14 protein-coding genes are annotated in these 16,540 nt (G+C 70.6%); 7 read left to right on the top strand and 7 right to left on the bottom strand.

The features are described 5' to 3' along the window. Positions 1-41: 41 nt before the first annotated feature. From FHY03_RS11560 to pyrE, 5 genes are all read right to left on the bottom strand, one after another. A complete protein-coding gene (locus FHY03_RS11560) occupies positions 42-1,103 on the bottom strand; it encodes an AI-2E family transporter (RefSeq protein ID WP_311721635.1) in 1,062 nt (353 codons plus the stop codon). Positions 1,104-1,141: 38 nt separating this feature from the next. After that, positions 1,142-2,080, bottom strand: a complete 939-nt coding sequence (lepB, locus tag FHY03_RS11555; protein ID WP_183930871.1) for a signal peptidase I — start codon at positions 2,078-2,080, stop codon at positions 1,142-1,144. Positions 2,081-2,084: 4 nt separating this feature from the next. After that, on the bottom strand, positions 2,085-2,504 hold the full coding sequence (acpS, locus tag FHY03_RS11550; RefSeq protein WP_183930869.1) for a holo-ACP synthase: 420 nt from the start codon (positions 2,502-2,504) through the stop codon (positions 2,085-2,087). Between the two features lie 229 nt (positions 2,505-2,733). Next, entirely contained in the window at positions 2,734-3,468 is a 735-nt protein-coding gene (locus tag FHY03_RS11545; protein WP_183930867.1) for a pyridoxine 5'-phosphate synthase, read from the bottom strand. Then, entirely contained in the window at positions 3,468-4,052 is a 585-nt protein-coding gene (gene pyrE / locus FHY03_RS11540; RefSeq protein ID WP_183922137.1) for an orotate phosphoribosyltransferase, read from the bottom strand. The genes FHY03_RS11545 and pyrE overlap by 1 nt, the downstream gene beginning before the upstream one ends. 196 nt (positions 4,053-4,248) lie before the next feature. On the opposite strand from pyrE, the gene coxB reads away from it, so the two are divergent. From coxB to FHY03_RS11515, 5 genes are all read left to right on the top strand, one after another. Next, positions 4,249-5,487 (top strand): cytochrome c oxidase subunit II, encoded by a 1,239-nt coding sequence (coxB, locus tag FHY03_RS11535; RefSeq protein WP_260158883.1) that lies wholly within the window; start codon positions 4,249-4,251, stop codon positions 5,485-5,487. 4 nt (positions 5,488-5,491) lie between these two features. Beyond that, positions 5,492-7,159 carry a cytochrome c oxidase subunit I gene (ctaD, locus tag FHY03_RS11530; RefSeq protein WP_183922139.1) on the top strand — a complete coding sequence of 556 codons (1,668 nt, stop codon included), beginning with the start codon at positions 5,492-5,494 and terminating at the stop codon, positions 7,157-7,159. Positions 7,160-7,443: 284 nt separating this feature from the next. Further along, positions 7,444-7,812 (top strand): hypothetical protein, encoded by a 369-nt coding sequence (locus tag FHY03_RS11525; protein ID WP_183930865.1) that lies wholly within the window; start codon positions 7,444-7,446, stop codon positions 7,810-7,812. Between the two features lie 107 nt (positions 7,813-7,919). Beyond that, entirely contained in the window at positions 7,920-9,221 is a 1,302-nt protein-coding gene (locus tag FHY03_RS11520) for a UDP-glucose/GDP-mannose dehydrogenase family protein (protein WP_183922143.1), read from the top strand. A gap of 91 nt (positions 9,222-9,312) precedes the next feature. Next, positions 9,313-10,203, top strand: a complete 891-nt coding sequence (locus FHY03_RS11515; RefSeq protein WP_183922145.1) for a PEP-CTERM sorting domain-containing protein — start codon at positions 9,313-9,315, stop codon at positions 10,201-10,203. A gap of 239 nt (positions 10,204-10,442) precedes the next feature. On the opposite strand, the gene FHY03_RS11510 is transcribed toward FHY03_RS11515, so the two are convergent. Continuing rightward, positions 10,443-11,948, bottom strand: a complete 1,506-nt coding sequence (locus FHY03_RS11510; RefSeq protein WP_183930863.1) for a PAS domain-containing protein — start codon at positions 11,946-11,948, stop codon at positions 10,443-10,445. Between the two features lie 120 nt (positions 11,949-12,068). On the opposite strand from FHY03_RS11510, the gene FHY03_RS11505 reads away from it, so the two are divergent. Continuing rightward, positions 12,069-13,370 (top strand): PQQ-dependent sugar dehydrogenase, encoded by a 1,302-nt coding sequence (locus FHY03_RS11505; protein WP_183930861.1) that lies wholly within the window; start codon positions 12,069-12,071, stop codon positions 13,368-13,370. A 33-nt stretch (positions 13,371-13,403) separates the two neighbouring features. Here FHY03_RS11505 and FHY03_RS11500 read toward each other — a convergent pair whose 3' ends face one another. After that, positions 13,404-15,083, bottom strand: coding sequence for a class I poly(R)-hydroxyalkanoic acid synthase (locus tag FHY03_RS11500; RefSeq protein ID WP_311721401.1), 1,680 nt, complete (start codon positions 15,081-15,083; stop codon positions 13,404-13,406). A 138-nt stretch (positions 15,084-15,221) separates the two neighbouring features. Between FHY03_RS11500 and FHY03_RS11495 the strand changes: the two genes are divergently transcribed. After that, complete coding sequence (locus tag FHY03_RS11495; protein ID WP_183922152.1) at positions 15,222-16,430, top strand: LL-diaminopimelate aminotransferase; 1,209 nt, start codon at positions 15,222-15,224, stop codon at positions 16,428-16,430. Positions 16,431-16,540: the final 110 nt, after the last annotated feature.

Genomic DNA, 16,540 nt, shown 5'->3' with positions numbered 1-16,540 from the left:
GCCGCGCTGTCCCGCGCGCGATCAGACGCCCTCGGCGCGGCTCAGGCCGAGTCGCGCGCCCCGTCACGATCGTCGTCGAGCCGCTCGGAGCGGCGCTCCATCGCGGTCTTCACCATCGCGGTCATCGGGTCGGCCAGCGCGAGCCCGAGGATGCCGAACAGCGCGCTCGCCAGGATCTGCGTGCCCAGCGTCAGCGCGGGCGGCAAGTCGACGGTGCGCTTCGCCACCATCGGGATCACGACATAGCCGTCGAAGGTCTGCACCACGACATAGACGACGATCGCCAGCACGCCGACATGCGCGCCCGCCGAGAAGCCCACCGCCACCATCAGCGCGCCCGAGATGAACGCCCCGATATTGGGGATGAAGGCGAGCAGCCCGGTGAGGATGCCGAGGATCAGCGCCATCGGCACGCCGACGATCCACAGCGCGATCGCGGTGAGCACTCCCTCGAACGCCATGCCGAGCAGCCGCCCTGCCAGCAGCCGCCGCAGCGTCTGCCCCATGCGATTGACGGTCAGCGCGAACTCCGTGCGATCCGCCTCGGGCACCATCCATTGCAGCCCGCGGTCGTACACGCGCGGGTCCATCGCCACGAACAGCCCGATCACCATGATCATGAAGAGCGTGGTGAGCGCCCCCACCGCGGTGCCGACCCAGCTCGTCACGCGTCCGACCGAGGAGAGCGCCTGGCGCGACAGGCCGCTCAGGTCGGAGGCGCCGGGCATCAGCCCCTGCGCGCTGAGCCAGCTCGTGACCCGCACCGCCTGTGTCTCGACCGTGCTGCGCAGCTGCATCACCTGCTCGCTGATCTGCACGCCGGCGAGATAGAAGGTGCCGAGCAGGAAGGCGATCGTCAGCAGGCAGACGATCAGCAGCCGCCAGCCGCGCCCGATCGGCAGCACGCGCCCGAGCAGCCGCACGCCGCCGTCGAGCAAAGCGGCGAAGACCAGGCCAGCGAAGATGATCAGCAGCGGCTGGACCAGCAGCACCACCAAAGCGATCGCGCAGGCCATGCCGAGCCACACCGCGGCGCGGCGGATCTCGTCACGCGTCGCGGGGTCGCGCACCTCGTGCGGGCTCGCGCCTGGTGTCACCTTCACCCGCTCGCCGCGGCGGTCGAGCGGCGGGGTGGCGTCGCTCAACGGACGCGCTCGGGATGGAGCGAGGTGCCCGCCCGGCCGGCGCGCAGTGCGTGCGGCCAGGTCAGCGGGTTCCACGTCGCCGCGCCGTCGACCGAGAAGGTGATGAACTCGGCGCGACCGCCCAGATTCTCATACGGCACCGGGCCGCCCAGCCCGCGCTCGAACCCGCCGAGCGCGAAGCGGCTGTCGGCCGAGCGATCGCGGTTGTCGCCCATCAGGAAGACGCGGTTGGCCGGGATCTTGATCGGGCCGTAATTGTCGCCGGGGCTGTCGGGCTCGAGATCGACCGTGTCGTAGCGGCGGCCGTTGGGCAGCGTCTCGGTGACGATCGGCAGGCGGCACACGATCGTGCCGTCGGCGCGGGCGACGCGCGCGCCGGGATATTGTGCCGGGTCGCAGGTGGCGTTGGCGTCGACCGGCAGCTCGCGATAGTGTTTCTCGCCGCGCTGCACCGCCACGCCGTTGAGGAAGACGACGCCGCCGCGCACCGCCAGCGTGTCGCCGGGCAAGCCGATCACGCGCTTGATATAGTCGCTGCTCTGGCCGGGCGGGGTGACGATGACGACGTCGCCGCGCTCGGGCAGCTTGCCCCAGACGCGCCCGTGCAGGAAGGGCAGCTGCACCGACCAGCCGTCGACCGGGCGGTGGAAGACGAGGTCCTCGACGATCGCGACCGGGTTGGGGATCGTCGGCGAGACGAACGACCAGCCATAGGCATATTTGGAGACGACCAGCCGGTCGCCCACCATCAGCCCGGGCAGCATCGACTCGCTCGGGATATAGAAGGGCTTGGCGATGAAGCTGTGGAAGCCGAGCACGGCGAGCACCAGTCCGACCAGCCCCTTCACCTCGCCCCACCAGTCGAAGCGCGCGCGCGGCGCCTCGGCGCGGCGCTCCAGCGGGGGCTCGCCGCTCAAGCTGATCTCATCGGCCATGGCGTCACGCCGCTCCCTTGCTCTCGACCGGCACCGCCTCGATGATCACGAAGGCCTGCGCCCAGGGGTGATCGTCGGTCAGCGTCAGATGGACGCGGGCGACGTGGCCCTCGGGTATCATCGCGTCAAGCCGTTCCTTGGCGCCGCCGGTCAGCGCCAGCGTCGGCGCGCCCGAGCGCGCGTTGACGACGCCGATGTCCTTCATGAACACGCCCGCCTTGAAGCCGGTGCCGACCGCCTTGGAGAAGGCCTCCTTGGCGGCGAAGCGCTTGGCATAGGTGCCCGCGCGGGTGAGCGGGCGCCGGGTGGCCTTGGCGCGTTCGACCTCGGTGAACACGCGCGCCTCGAACCGCGCGCCGAAGCGGTCGAGCGAGGCCTGGATCCGCTCGATGTTGCACAGGTCCGAGCCGAGGCCGACGATCATGATGCGGTCCTGACAAAGGGCAAGATCCTCCCCGGCACGGGGAGGGGGACCGCCCGGCGCAGCCGGGTGGTGGAGGGGGGGCGCGGCATCGCGCAGCGTCGGCGAAGGTATCGGCGCTGTGCTTGCGGCCGTTGCGGATGCCATACAGCGCCTCGCTCGCGGAGCCCCCCCTCCACCACCGCTTCGCGGCGGTCCCCCTCCCGTTGCAGGGGAGGATTTAGCGTCCACCTCATCGCGCGCTCTCCATCGCGTCGCGCATGCGGCGGACGCTCGCGTCCAGGCCGACGAAGATCGCCTCCCCGATCAGGAAGTGCCCGATGTTGAGCTCGCGCACCTGCGGGATCGCCGCCACTGGCGCGACATTGTCGTAGGTCAGCCCGTGGCCCGCGTGGACCTCGATCCCGTTCTTCGCCGCCAGCGCCGCGGCGTCCGCCAGCCGGCGCAGCTCGCCCGCGCGCGCCGCCCCCTCGAGCTCGGCGTAGCGGCCGGTGTGTAGCTCCACGACCGGCGCACCGAGCTGGAGCGCGGCCTCGATCTGGCGCGGGTCAGGCTCGATGAACAGCGACACGCGCACTTCGGCCTCCCGCAGCGCGGCGACGATCGGCGCCAGCGCGGCGCGCTGCCCCGCGGCGTCGAGCCCGCCCTCGGTGGTGCGCTCCTCGCGCTTCTCGGGGACGATGCAGGCGGCGTGCGGGCGGTGGCGCAGCGCGATCGCGAGCATCTCGGGGGTCGCCGCCATCTCGAGGTTGAGCGGGATCGCCAAGCCCGCGGACAGCCGCGCGATATCGTCGTCGGTGATGTGGCGGCGATCCTCCCGCAGGTGCGCGGTGATCCCGTCCGCGCCCGCCTCGGCCGCCAGCAGCGCGGCGCGGACCGGGTCGGGGAAAACACCGCCCCGCGCGTTGCGCACGGTCGCGACGTGATCGATGTTGACCCCGAGCCGCAGCGGCGACGAGGGCGCCATCACGCGGCCGCCCGGCTGCCCGGCTTGATCGCCGGGATCGCGGCGAGCTCGGGCGGCAGCGAGTCGGCCGCGTAGGTCGGCACGTCCAGCCGGATCAGCGGGAAGAAGGGCACGCCGATATCGGCCTGGCCGTTCGAGCGGTCGACCAGCGCGGCGCCGGCGACGACTCGCCCGCCCGCCGCCGTGATCGCGGCGATCGCCTCTCGGCTGGAGAGGCCGGTGGTGACGACGTCCTCCATCATCAGCACCTCCTGCCCGGGGGCGAGTCGGAAGCCGCGGCGCAGCTCGAACGTGCCGGTCGGCCGCTCGACGAACATCGCCTCGACGCCGAGCGCGCGCGCCATCTCCTGCCCCGCGATGACCCCGCCCATCGCGGGCGAGACCACCGCGCTGATCCGCTGCCGCAGCTCGCCGGGGATGCGCGCGGCCAGCGCCTCGGCCAGCCGGGCGCCGCGGCGCGGGTCCATCAGCACGCGCGCGCACTGGAGATAGCGCGGGCTGCGCAGCCCGGAGGAGAGGATGAAATGTCCCTCGAGCAGCGCGTCGGCGGCGCGGAACTCGGCCAGCACCTCGTCGTCGGTCATCGTCGCGTCACGCTCCTCCACGGCCACCCGCGCGGCATAGGAGCGGGCGCGCCCGCGCGCAACGCGCCGGCCTTCGAAAACCGGCGTCGCGCGCAGGGCCTTGAGGCGAGGGGTCGGTCTGCTATACGCCTAAGCAGGAGGGGCAGGTTTGCCCGGCCCGCTGACGCGTGCGCCAGAGAGGGGTTTAGAACACAACATGCTGACAACCGGGTTCAAGGCAGGTTTCGGGGCGGGTCGCCGGGGCGCGCTGACAGGATTGATGCTCGCGGCCGGGCTCGCGCTGGCGGGCGTCGCCGGCGGGGCCTCCGCGCAGGCCGCCGCGCCGAGCGCCGGCCCCGCGACGAGCGCCACCGCGGCGCCGAGCGGGCTGCGCCCCGCGGACGCCAACCAGGGCCAGGCCGGCGGCACCGTGCAGAAGGCCGACGCCGCGCCCGCCGCCCCCGCGCTGGCGATGGACGGCGCCCCTGCGATGGACGCGCGGGTCGTCAGCACCGGCCCCAAGATCGGCCAGCCGGTCGACGGCGTGATCCACATCCAGCCGCAGGTCACCAAGAATGGCCTGCGCGCGCACTGGTTTCACGATCGCATCCTGTTCCCGCTGATCACGATCATCTCGCTGTTCGTGCTGGCGCTGCTGGTGTTCGTGGTGATCCGCTTCCGCGCCAGCGCCAACCCCACCCCGTCCAAGACGAGCCACAACACCGCGATCGAGGTGGTGTGGACGCTGGCGCCGGTGCTGATCCTGGTCGCCATCGCGGTGCCCTCGATCGGGCTGCTGCAGGCGCAGTTCCGCCCCGCCCCGGCGGGCGCGGTGACGCTCAAGGCGATCGGCAACCAGTGGTTCTGGAGCTATCAGTACCCGGACCACGGCGGGATCGAGATCACCGCCAACATGCTCAAGGAAGGCAGCCAGGTCGCCGCGGGCGAGCGCGCGCGCAGCGACGCCGACGGACCGCGGCTGCTCGCCACCGACAACCGAGTCGTGCTGCCGGTCGGCGTGCCGATCCGGCTGATCACCACCGCCAACGACGTGATCCACAGCTGGGCGGTCCCGGCCTTCTGGATCAAGCTCGACGCGATCCCGGGTCGCCTCAACGAGACCAGCTTCACCATCGACAAGCCGGGCCTCTACTTCGGCCAGTGCTCGGAGCTGTGCGGCGCGCGCCACGCCTTCATGCCGATCGCGGTGGAAGCGGTGCCGCCGGCGCAGTTCGCCGCCTGGGTGCGCGCCAAGGGCGGCTCGATGCCGGCCGCGGGCAAGCCCTCCGACAAGGTGATCCCGCAGCCCGGCGCCGACGGCTCGGCCGCGGTCATGGACGAGGCCGCGATGAGCAACGCGCTGACCGGTCCGACCGAGAACGGCACCGACACTCCCATCCCTTCCCCGCAGGGCGCGACCGGCAACCCCGGTGGCGTCGGCGAAGCCGGACGCTAAGACGATGACCGACACCGCGCTCCACCCGTCCGCCTTCCAGGCGCACGATCACGGCCACCATGACGCGCATGCCGACCACAAGCCCGGCTTCTTCGCGCGCTGGTTCATGTCCACCAACCACAAGGACATCGGAACGCTCTACCTGATCTTCGCGATCTGCGCGGGGATCATCGGCGGCGCGATCTCGGGGCTGATGCGCGCCGAGCTGATGCACCCGGGCATCCAGTATCTGCCCAAGTGGGTGGCGATGCTCCACGGCGGCACCGAGCAGAGCTTCGACCAGGCGCTCCACCTGTGGAACGTGCTGGTCACCGCGCACGGCCTCATCATGGTCTTCTTTATGGTGATGCCGGCGATGATCGGCGGCTTCGGCAACTGGTTCGTGCCGATCATGATCGGCGCGCCCGACATGGCGTTCCCGCGGATGAACAACATCAGCTTCTGGCTGCTGATCCCGGCCTTCACCCTGCTGCTGGCCTCGCCCTTCTTCGGCGGCGCGGGCACCGGCTGGACGGTCTACGCGCCGCTCTCCACCTATGGCGAGCCGGGGCCGTCGGTCGACATGGCGATCCTGTCGCTCCACCTCGCCGGCGTCAGCTCGATCCTCGGCGCGATCAACTTCATCACCACCATCTTCAACATGCGCGCGCCGGGCATGACGTTGCACAAGATGCCGCTGTTCGCCTGGTCGGTGCTGGTCACGGCCTTCCTGCTGCTGCTGGCGCTGCCGGTGCTCGCCGCGGCCATCACGATGCTGCTGACCGACCGCAACTTCGGCACCACCTTCTACGATCCCGCGGGCGGCGGCGACCCGGTGCTGTACCAGCATCTGTTCTGGTTCTTCGGCCACCCCGAAGTTTACATCATGATCCTGCCGGGCTTCGGCATCATCAGCCACATCGTCGCCACCTTCAGCCGCAAGCCCGTGTTCGGCTATCTCGGCATGGCCTATGCCATGGTCGCGATCGGCGTGGTCGGCTTCGTGGTGTGGGCGCACCACATGTTCACCACTGGCATGAGCGTCAACGTGAAGATGTACTTCACTGCGGCGACGATGGTGATCGCGGTGCCGACCGGCATCAAGATCTTCTCCTGGATCGCGACGATGTGGGGCGGCTCGCTGCGCTTCCCCACGCCGATGGTCTGGGCGATCGGCTTCATCTTCATGTTCACCGTCGGCGGCGTGACCGGCGTGGTGCTCGCCAACGGTGGCGTGGACGATTACATGCAGGACACCTATTACGTGGTGGCGCACTTCCACTACGTGCTGAGCCTCGGCGCGGTGTTCTCGCTGTTCGCCGGCTTCTACTATTGGTTCCCGAAGATGACCGGGCGGATGTACTCGGAGCTGCTCGGCCAGCTGCACTTCTGGGTGTTCTTCGTCGGCGTGAACGTGATGTTCTTCCCGATGCACTTCCTCGGCCTGCAGGGCATGCCGCGGCGCTACCCGGACTATCCCGACGCCTTCGCGCACTGGAACCAGGTCGCGACGGTCGGCTACATGATCATGGCGATGGGAATGGCGATCTTCTTCGTCAATGTCGTCTGGTCGATGCTGGCGGGCAAGAAGGCCCCCGACAATCCCTGGGGCGCGGGCGCGACCACGCTGGAGTGGACGCTGTCGAGCCCCCCGCCGTTCCACCAGTTCGAGACGCTGCCCAAGATCGACTGACCGGGTGCTCCCTCGTGAGACACCGGCCGGCGCCGCGTCAACCGACGCGGCGCCGGTTGGCGTTTGGGGCTGAGAAGCGGGCGTGAGGACCTCCTTCATTCCTCCCTTTCTTCGTCATCCCCGCGGAGGCGGGGATCCAGACGCGCGGACCTTCGATCGAGTCGGAACGTCAGCGTATATGGATCCCCGCCTTCGCGGGGATGACGGTGAGGGCGATGGGGCAGGCAGCCGCCGCCCTTCAACATAGCGATTCCGTAACCCCTCCCTCGCTACACCGCCGCGCGATGGAACTCGCGCGCGCCTACAAGCAGCTGATCGACCAGATCGTCGCGACCGCCGGACCGGCGCCGCTGCTCCACGTCCACGCCGGGCTCGCCATCTATCTGCTCGCCCGCCTCGTCCTGCGCGAGCGGCGCGGCTCGCTGGCCGCGCTCCACGTCGTGTTCACCGCCGAGATGCTCAACGAGGCGCTCGACTGGCTCGCCGGTTCGCCGAGCTGGTCCGTCCGCGACACGCTCGGCGACATCACGCTGACGATGCTGTGGCCCGTCGCCATCGCCGCGGTGGCGCAGCACCGCCGCCGGCGCTGGCGCCGCGCGGCCGCGCGCCGGCCCCGCCCCGCTGTACCAGCCGCCCCATATCCAAGCAGTTGAATGCTGCACTGCACCGCTTGCGGCTTGCCAGACCGCGAACGTAACGGGTAGCGCTCCGGGCGAGGGGCCGATCGCGTCCCATCGTCAATCAACGAGGAGCGACCACCTTGCGCATCACCATGATCGGCTCGGGCTATGTCGGGCTGGTATCGGGCACCTGCTTTGCCGACTTCGGCCACGACGTCGTCTGCGTCGACAAGGATCAGGGCAAGATCGAGCGACTGCTCGCCGGCAAGATGCCGATCTACGAGCCCGGTCTCGAGGATCTCGTCGCGCGCAACGTGCAGGCGGGGCGGCTGCGCTTCACCACCGATCTCAAGGAGGGCGTCAAAGACGCCGACGCGGTCTTCATCGCGGTCGGCACGCCGTCGCGCCGCGGTGACGGCCACGCCGATCTGTCGTACGTCTACGCCGCCGCCAAGGAAATCGGCGAGGCGATCACCGGCTATACCGTGATCGTGACCAAGTCGACCGTGCCGGTCGGCACCGGCGACGAGGTCGAGCGGATCATCGGCGAGGCCGCCCCTGATGCGGACTTCGGCGTGGTCTCCAACCCCGAGTTCCTGCGCGAGGGCGCCGCGATCGACGACTTCAAGCGGCCCGACCGCATCGTCATCGGCTCCGAGGACGAGCGCGCCACCGACGTGATGCGCCAGGTGTACCGCCCGTTGTACCTCAACGCCGCGCCGATCCTGGTCACTCGCCGTCGCACCGCCGAGCTGATCAAGTACGCCGGCAACGCCTTCCTCGCGACGAAGATCACCTTCATCAACGAGATTGCCGACCTGTGCGAGAAGGTGGGCGCGGACGTGAAGGATGTCAGCCGCGGCATCGGGCTCGACAATCGAATCGGCGCCAAGTTCCTGCACGCCGGTCCGGGCTACGGCGGCTCGTGCTTTCCCAAGGATACGCTGGCGCTGCTCAAGACCAGCCAGGACTATGACGCGCCGCAGCGCATCGTCGAGGCGGTGGTCGCCGTGAACGACAACCGCAAGCGCGCGATGGGGCGCAAGATCGTCCATGCGATGGGCGACGACGTCCGCGGCAAGACGGTGGCGGTGCTGGGCCTCACCTTCAAGCCGAACACCGACGACATGCGCGACTCGCCCGCGATCGCGGTGATCCAGACGCTGCAGGACGCCGGCGCGACGGTGAAGGCCTATGACCCCGAGGGCATGGAGCAGGCCGAGAAGCTGCTCGGCGACGTGGTCTATTGCAAGGGCCCATACGAGGCGATCGAGGGCGCCGACGCGCTCGCGATCGTGACCGAGTGGGACCAGTTCCGCGCGCTCGACCTCGATCGCGTCAAATCGCTGCTCAAGACGCCGGTGCTGATCGACCTGCGCAACATCTACACGCCCGACGAGATCGCCGCGGCGGGCTTCCACTACACCAGCATCGGCCGCTGAGCCGCGACGGCGCCGCTTCTCCCCCGCAGCGGGAGGAGCGGCGCCGCGCTTCGCGCTTGGCAGGAGTGCGCGGGTCTGCTGTCTAAGTGGCATGACCCGCCTCCTCCCCCGCGCGCTCGCCGCCGCGCTGCTGCTCACCGCCGCGCTGCCCCAGGCCGCCGCCGCGCGCACCGTCCTCTTCATCGGCAACAGCTTCACCTTCGGCGCCAACTCGCCGGTGCAGCGCTACCGACCCGATCGCGTCACCGATCTCAACAGCGAGGGGATCGGCGGCGTGCCCGCACTGTTCAAGACCTTCGCCGACGAGGCTGGGCTCGACTGGCAGGTCAGCCTCGAGACCTCGCCCGGCAAGGAGCTCGCCTGGCACCTTCAGAACCGGCGCGCGCTGATCGACCGGCCGTGGGACGCGGTGGTGCTGCAGGGCTATAGCACGCTCGATCCGGCGCGACCCGGAGACCCGACGCGCCACGTCGCCGCGGCGCGCGACCTCGCCGCGCTGTTCCGCGCGCGCAACCCCGCGGTGATCGTCGATCTCGTCGCCACCTGGTCGCGCGCCGACCTGACCTATCGGCCGGGCGCGCGCTGGTCGGGCCAGCCGATCGTCGCGATGGCGGACGAGCTCGCCGCGGCGACCGACCGCGCCGTCGCCGACGGCAACGGCCTCACCGCCGCAGTGGCGGTGGGCAGCGCGTGGAACCGCGCGATCCGGGACGGGCTCGCCGACCCCGACCCCTATGACGGGATCGCGTTCGGCCAGGTCAGCCTGTGGAGCTGGGACCAGTATCACGCCAGCGCGGAGGGCTATTATCTCGAGGCGCTGATGACCTTCGGCACGCTGACCGGCACCGACCCGCGCCGGCTCGATGGGCGCGAGCGCGCCGCCGACGACCTCGGGCTGGACCCGCGCGTCGCCACGCGACTGCGCGCCATTGCCAGCGACGAGCTGCGCGCGCGGGGGCCTGGGGTGAGAATGCGGGGGTAGCGGGGGCTAGGCTGGCGGGAACGGCCCGGCTGCCCTGCCGCCCGAGGTCGCATCCTGACGCCAGCCCAGACCCGTCATCCCCGCGGAGGCGGGGATCCAGACGAGCGGACCTGCGAAGGAGCCGCAGCGGCAGCGTGCATGGATCCCCGCCTGCGCGGGGATGACGGAAGTTGCGGGGCGGTGTCGCGGCAGTGAGCGCCCTCATCGAGTGCGTCCGTGTGCATCGAGGCTCCCCGCCCCTACACCGGCGCCTCGACCTCGAACCGCGCGCCCGCGGGCGGATAGGCCACCGCCACCGGCCCGCTGACGTGCGGCGCCAGCACCCGCTCGATCATGCGTGAGCCGAAGCCGACGCGCGTCGGCGGGGTCACCGCGGGACCGCCCTGCTCGACCCAGGAAAAACGGAAGCGGCGCGCGCGGTCATCACCCGCCAGCGCCCAGCGGATCGTCACGCGGCCCTCGGGCACCGATAGCGCGCCATATTTGATCGCGTTGGTGGCGAGCTCGTGCAGCGCCATCGACAGCGCCAGCGTGATCTCGGGGCTGAGCCGGATCGAGGGTCCCGCGGCGTCGAAGCGGCGCCCGTCGCGGTCGGCGAAGGGGGCGAGCACGCGCTCGACGATGTCGCCGATCGCCGCGCCCTCGACCTCGTCGTGGACCAGCAGCTCGTGCGCCGCACCGAGGCTGGCGATCCGCCCCGCCACCGCGCCGCGCGCCGCGGGCAGCGAGGGGGCGTCGCGCAGCGTCTGGCTCACCACCGCGCCGACCGTGGCGAGGATGTTCTTCACGCGATGCGTCAGCTCGCGTGCGAGCACGGCGCGATGCTCTTCGGCGAACTTGCGGTCGGAGATGTTAGTGGTGAAGCCCACCATCGCCAGCGGCGTGCCATCGGCGCGGTACTGCATCTCGGCGCGGACCGCCACCCAGCGCTGCTCACCCGCCGGCGTCAGCAGGCGATATTCGATATCGTACGGCTCGCCGCGCTCGAGTGTCGCCGCCATGGCAGCGTCGGCGCGCGCGCGGTCACCAGGGTGGATCGAACCGAACAGTTCCTCCAGCGTCAACGGTTCGTCCGGCGCGCGGCCGCAGTTCACCTTGCAGCTGGCCGATGCAACCAGCTCGCGCGTGTTCGGATCGACCGAGAAGGTGCCGAGCCCGCCCGCCTTCATCGCCAGGGTCAGCCGCTCCTCGCGCTCGGCGATGGCGGCGTCGCGCTCGGCCACCTCAAGGGCGAGCTGCGCGCGATCCGCCTGCAATCGCGCGAGCCGATGGCGCTCGAGGGTCACGTCGAGCTGCGACGACACGAAGTACCGCAGCGATCCGAGGGCATCGTGCACCGGGGCGACGGTCAGCCGGTTCCAGAAGGGCGCGCCGTCGCGGCGGTGGTTGAGCAGGTCGACCTCGACGCGCTCGTGCCGCGTGATCGCCTCGCGCAGCCGAGTCACCTCGGCGGGGTCGGTGAGCGGACCCTGCATGAAGCGACAATTACGACCCACCAACTCGGCCGCGGTGAAGCCAGTCAGCGCCTCGAACGCGCGGTTGACGTAGAGCAGCGGGTTGTCGGGGAGCGTCGGGTCGCTGATCGCCATCGGCGTGATCGACTCGTCGAACGCCGCGACCCAGGGATCACCTTGCGCCAGGCGCGCGGCGAATGCGGCCACCGCCGCGCGGACCGCGGCGTCTGGCTCGCGCGGGAGCAGCGGTGGGGAGGCGCGGGAAGGATCGTCCAAGATGCTGGCTAGCATAGATTAGTCCCTGCGCAACGGCAACTCGCCGCGCCCTGCCCTGCGGCAGCGCGATGCCGCCTAGGCGAGCGCCGGCGGCGCCACTAAGGTCGCGCGTTCGCCGGGTAAGAGAGAGGATCTATGCTGCGGAATCTATTGGCCTTCACGACGATTTCCGCGGCCCTGGCGGGGTGCGGCGGCACGACCTCCCCGGCCGGCAACCAGCAGCAGCCGAGCGCCGCCGCCCCGAGCGGTGGCGCGCCCACCGCCGCGGCCGCGCCGGTGAACTACGGCGACGCCAAGCCGGCCGCGACGAAGCCGTTCGATACCGCCACCGTGACGACCTTCGACCAGCCCTGGGCGCTCGCCTTCCTGCCCGACCGGCGCATGCTGGTGACCGAAAAGCCGGGACGGATCTGGCTCGTCACCACTAACGGCAAGAAGACCGAGGTAAACGGCGTGCCCAAGGTCCACGACGAGGGCCAGGGCGGCCTGCTCGACGTCGCCGTGTCGCCGCGCTTCGCCAGCGATCACGCGGTGTACATCAGCTACAGCGAGCCCGGTAACGGCGGCGACTCGCTCGCGCTGGCGCGCGCGACGATCGATCCCGCCGCGGCGGCACCCGCGTTGACGGGGCTCAAGGTGATCTGGCGCCAGCTGCCGCGCGGCCAGGGCGGTCAGTTCGGCGCCTATATCGCCTTCGCGCCCGACGGCCAGCACCTGTTCCTCGCCGCGGGCGACCGCCAGCGCATGACGCCGGCGCAGGACCCCGACCAGCCCGTCGGCAAGATCCTGCGGCTGACGCTCGACGGCAAGCCCGCTCCCGGCAACCCCGGGGAAGGAAAGACCGGCGCGACCACGGTGTCGCTGATCGACCCGCCCGAGGACACCGTGGCGGCGGCCAAGGCCAAGGGCCGGCAGGTCACCGTGCCGGCGCCGAACCTCACGCCGGCGGAGACGTGGAGCAGCGGGCACCGCAATCCCTATGGCCTCGCCTTCGACTCGCAGGGTCGGCTGTGGTCGGTCGAGATGGGGCCGAAGGGCGGGGACGAGCTCAACCTGATCGAGCCCGGCAAGAACTACGGCTGGCCTCTGGTGTCCTATGGCGCGAACTACGACGACGTGCCGATCCCCAGCCCGACGACCCGGCCCGACTTGGCCGAGCCAGCGCTCTACTGGAACCCGGTCATCGCGCCGGCCGGGCTGACCTTCTACGACGGTACGTTGTTTCCCGACTGGCGCGGCTCGGCCTTCGTAGGCGGGCTGGCAGCGACCGCGCTGGTGCGCATCGCCTTCGACGGCACCAGGGCGCGCGAGGCGGAGCGCTGGGACATGGGCAACCGCATCCGCGCGGTGGTGAGCGGCCCCGACGGTGCGCTCTGGCTGCTCGAGGACGGCGCCGAGGCCAAGCTGCTGCGGCTCACCCCGAAGAAGGCGGGCTGAGCCTGCGCGCCCTCTCCCCGCGGGGAGAGGGCGTCAGCGCGCGCGCACGTAGCTGCCCGGCGCCGGCTCGATCGCGGCCAGCGCGCCCGCGCCCGGCACGCGCGCGCCGGTGGCGGGCACCTCGTCGGGCGCGAGCGCGCGCAGCCACGCCGCCCAGTCGGGCCACCAGCTGCCCTTCACCTCGCGCGCGCCCGCGACGAACTCCTCCAGCGATGCGGCCCCCGCCTCGTTGACCCAATGCTGGTACTTGCCCGCCGCCGGCGGATTGACCACGCCCGCGATATGGCCCGAGCCGGCCAGCACGAAGCGCAGCGGCCCGCGGAAATGCTCGGTGAGCTTCCACACGCTCTCGGCCGGCGCGATATGATCCTCGCGCCCGGCCTGAACGTAGCTCGGCGTGGTCACGCGGGCGAGGTCGATCGGCACGCCGGCCACGCTCATCTCCCCCTTGGCCAGCCGGTTGTCGCGGTACAGGTCGGTGAGATAGGCGAGGTGCCACTTGGCCGGCAGGTTGGTGACATCGCCGTTCCAGTGGAGCAGGTCGAACGGCACGTGATCCTTGCCGAGCAGATAGTTCTGCGTGACATAGTTCCAGATCAGGTCGCGCCCGCGCAGCAGGTTGAAGGTTGCGGCGAGATAGCGGCCGTCGAGGAAGCCCTGCGGGCTGAGCGCCGCCATGACCTTGAGTTGTTCGTCGTCGACGAAGTGGAGCAGGTCGCCGGCGCGGCTGAAGTCCACCTGCGCGGTGAGGAAGGTGGCGCTCGCGACGCGCCCCTCCTCGCCACGCGCGGCGAGCAGCGCCAGCGTCGCCGCCAGCGTCGTCCCCGCGACGCAATAGCCGACGGTATGGACCGCGGGCACGTCGAGCAGCGCGCGCACCGTGTCGATCGCGTCGAGCTGCGCGGCGACGTAATCGTCCCAGGTCACGTCCGCCATCGTCGCGTCGGCCGAGCGCCACGAGACGACGAAGACGGTGACACCCTGCTCCACCGCCCAGCGGATGAAGCTCTTCTCGCGCGTCAGGTCGAGGATGTAGAAGCGGTTGATCCAGGGCGGGAAGATCACCAGCGGCGCGGCCAGCACCCGCTCGGTCGCGGGATCGTACTGGATCAGCTCGTAGAAGGGCGTGCGCTTGACCACCTGCCCGGGCGTGGTGGCGAGGTCCTCGCCGAGCGTGAAGGCGCCCTCCCTGCTGTGCGTCACCTGGCCGCGCCGGAGGTCGTCGAGCAGGTGCTGCAATCCCGCGAGCAGATTCTCGCCGCGGGTCGCGATCGTGCGCTCGATCACCTCGGGGTTGGTCAGCGCGAAGTTGGACGGGCTCATCGCGTCGACGAAGCCGCGCGCGGCGAAGCGCAGCTGCGCGCGGGTGCGCTCGTCGACGCCGTCGAGCTGGTCGACGCCGCGCAGCAGGTGGTCGGCCACCAACGCGTAGCTCTGCCGGATCCAATCGAACAGCGGGTGGTCGCGCCACGCCGCGGCGGCGAAGCGGCGATCCTTCTCGGGCGTGGCGGCGGCGCCGGCGTCGGGCGCGGCGAAGCGCTGCCACAGGGCGAGATAGTCGCTCCAGAAGTCCTGGACCTGCGCCGCCGCTTTCTCCGGCGCCGCGAGCGGCACCCCCGCCTCCATCAGCATCTGCTGGGCGCGTCCCGCCACCCACGTCCAGTGCTGGAGCTCGGCGAGATCGGGGATCGGCGGCTTGGTCGTCGCGCTCACGGCTCGTCGCTCCTCGTTGGCACGACCGGCATAGCGCAAGCTCGTTGCGCGGCGAAGCAGCCCGCCACGCTTTTTCTGTCGGGCGGGTGCCGCGCGGGGCGAATGGCTATATAGGTGAACCGAAAGGAGTGCCCGCCCGTGTCCGACGAATTCTACCGCATGAAGCGCCTGCCGCCCTATGTCATCGCCGAGGTCAACGCGATGCGGGCACAGGCGCGCGCGGGCGGGGAGGACATCATCGACCTCGGCATGGGCAACCCCGACCTGCCGCCGCCCGATCACGTCATCGCCAAGCTGGTCGAGGTGGCACAGAAGCCGAGCGCGCACGGCTACTCGCAGTCGCGCGGCATCCCCGGGCTACGCCGCGCCCAGGCCAATTACTACGGCCGGCGCTTCGGGGTGGAGGTCGACCCCGAGACCGAGGTCGTCGTCACGATGGGATCGAAGGAGGGGCTCGCCAGCCTCGCCACCGCGATCACCGCGCCCGGCGACGTGGTGCTGGCACCCAACCCAAGCTACCCGATCCACACCTTCGGGTTCATCATCGCCGGGGCGACGATCCGCGCGGTGCCGACCACGCCCGACGAACATTATTTCGAGAGCCTCGACCGTGCCGTCGCCTTCACCGTGCCACGGCCGAGCGTGCTCGTGGTCAATTATCCCTCGAACCCGACGGCGGAGACCGTCGACCTTGCCTTCTACGAGCGGCTGGTCGCCTGGGCGCGCGAGAATGAGGTGTGGGTGATCTCCGACCTGGCCTATTCCGAGCTCTATTATGACGGCAAGCCGACCGTCTCGATCCTCCAGGTGCCGGGCGCGCGCGACGTCGCGGTGGAGTTCACCAGCCTCAGCAAGACCTATTCGATGGCGGGCTGGCGGATCGGCTTCGCGGTCGGCAACCGCAAGCTAATCGCGGCGATGACGCGGGTGAAGTCCTACCTCGACTATGGCGCGTTCACGCCCGTCCAAGCGGCCGCCTGCGCCGCGCTCAACGGACCGCAGGACATCGTCGAGAAGAACCGCCAGCTCTATCACAAGCGCCGCGACGTGCTGGTGGAGAGCTTCGCGCGCGCCGGCTGGGACGTGCCCGCGCCGCGCGCCTCGATGTTCGCCTGGGCACCGCTGCCCCCCGCGCTGGCGCATCTCGGCAGCCTCGAATTCTCCAAGCAGCTGCTCAGCCACGCCAAGGTCGCGGTGGCACCGGGCGTCGGCTATGGCGAGAACGGCGAGGGCTTCGTGCGGATCGCACTGGTCGAGAACGAGCAGCGGCTGCGTCAGGCGGCGCGCAACGTGAAGCGCTACCTGCAGAGCATGGGAGTCAATGTGCCGGGCAAGGCGGCGGGGTGAGTTGAGGGCGAAGCGTCTTCCTGAGCCCCTCCCCCTTTTGGGGAGGGGTTGAGGTGGGGCGCTTCCTCAGACGCGACGCTCGCGGAGAGGCCCCACCCCCGCCCCCTTCC

The organism is Sphingomonas sp. BK345, from assembly GCF_014193845.1.
In the GTDB taxonomy this organism is placed as follows: domain Bacteria; phylum Pseudomonadota; class Alphaproteobacteria; order Sphingomonadales; family Sphingomonadaceae; genus Sphingomonas.
The sequence above is the reverse complement of the archived record's forward strand: the minus strand, read 5'-3'. Positions and strand labels throughout refer to the sequence as shown.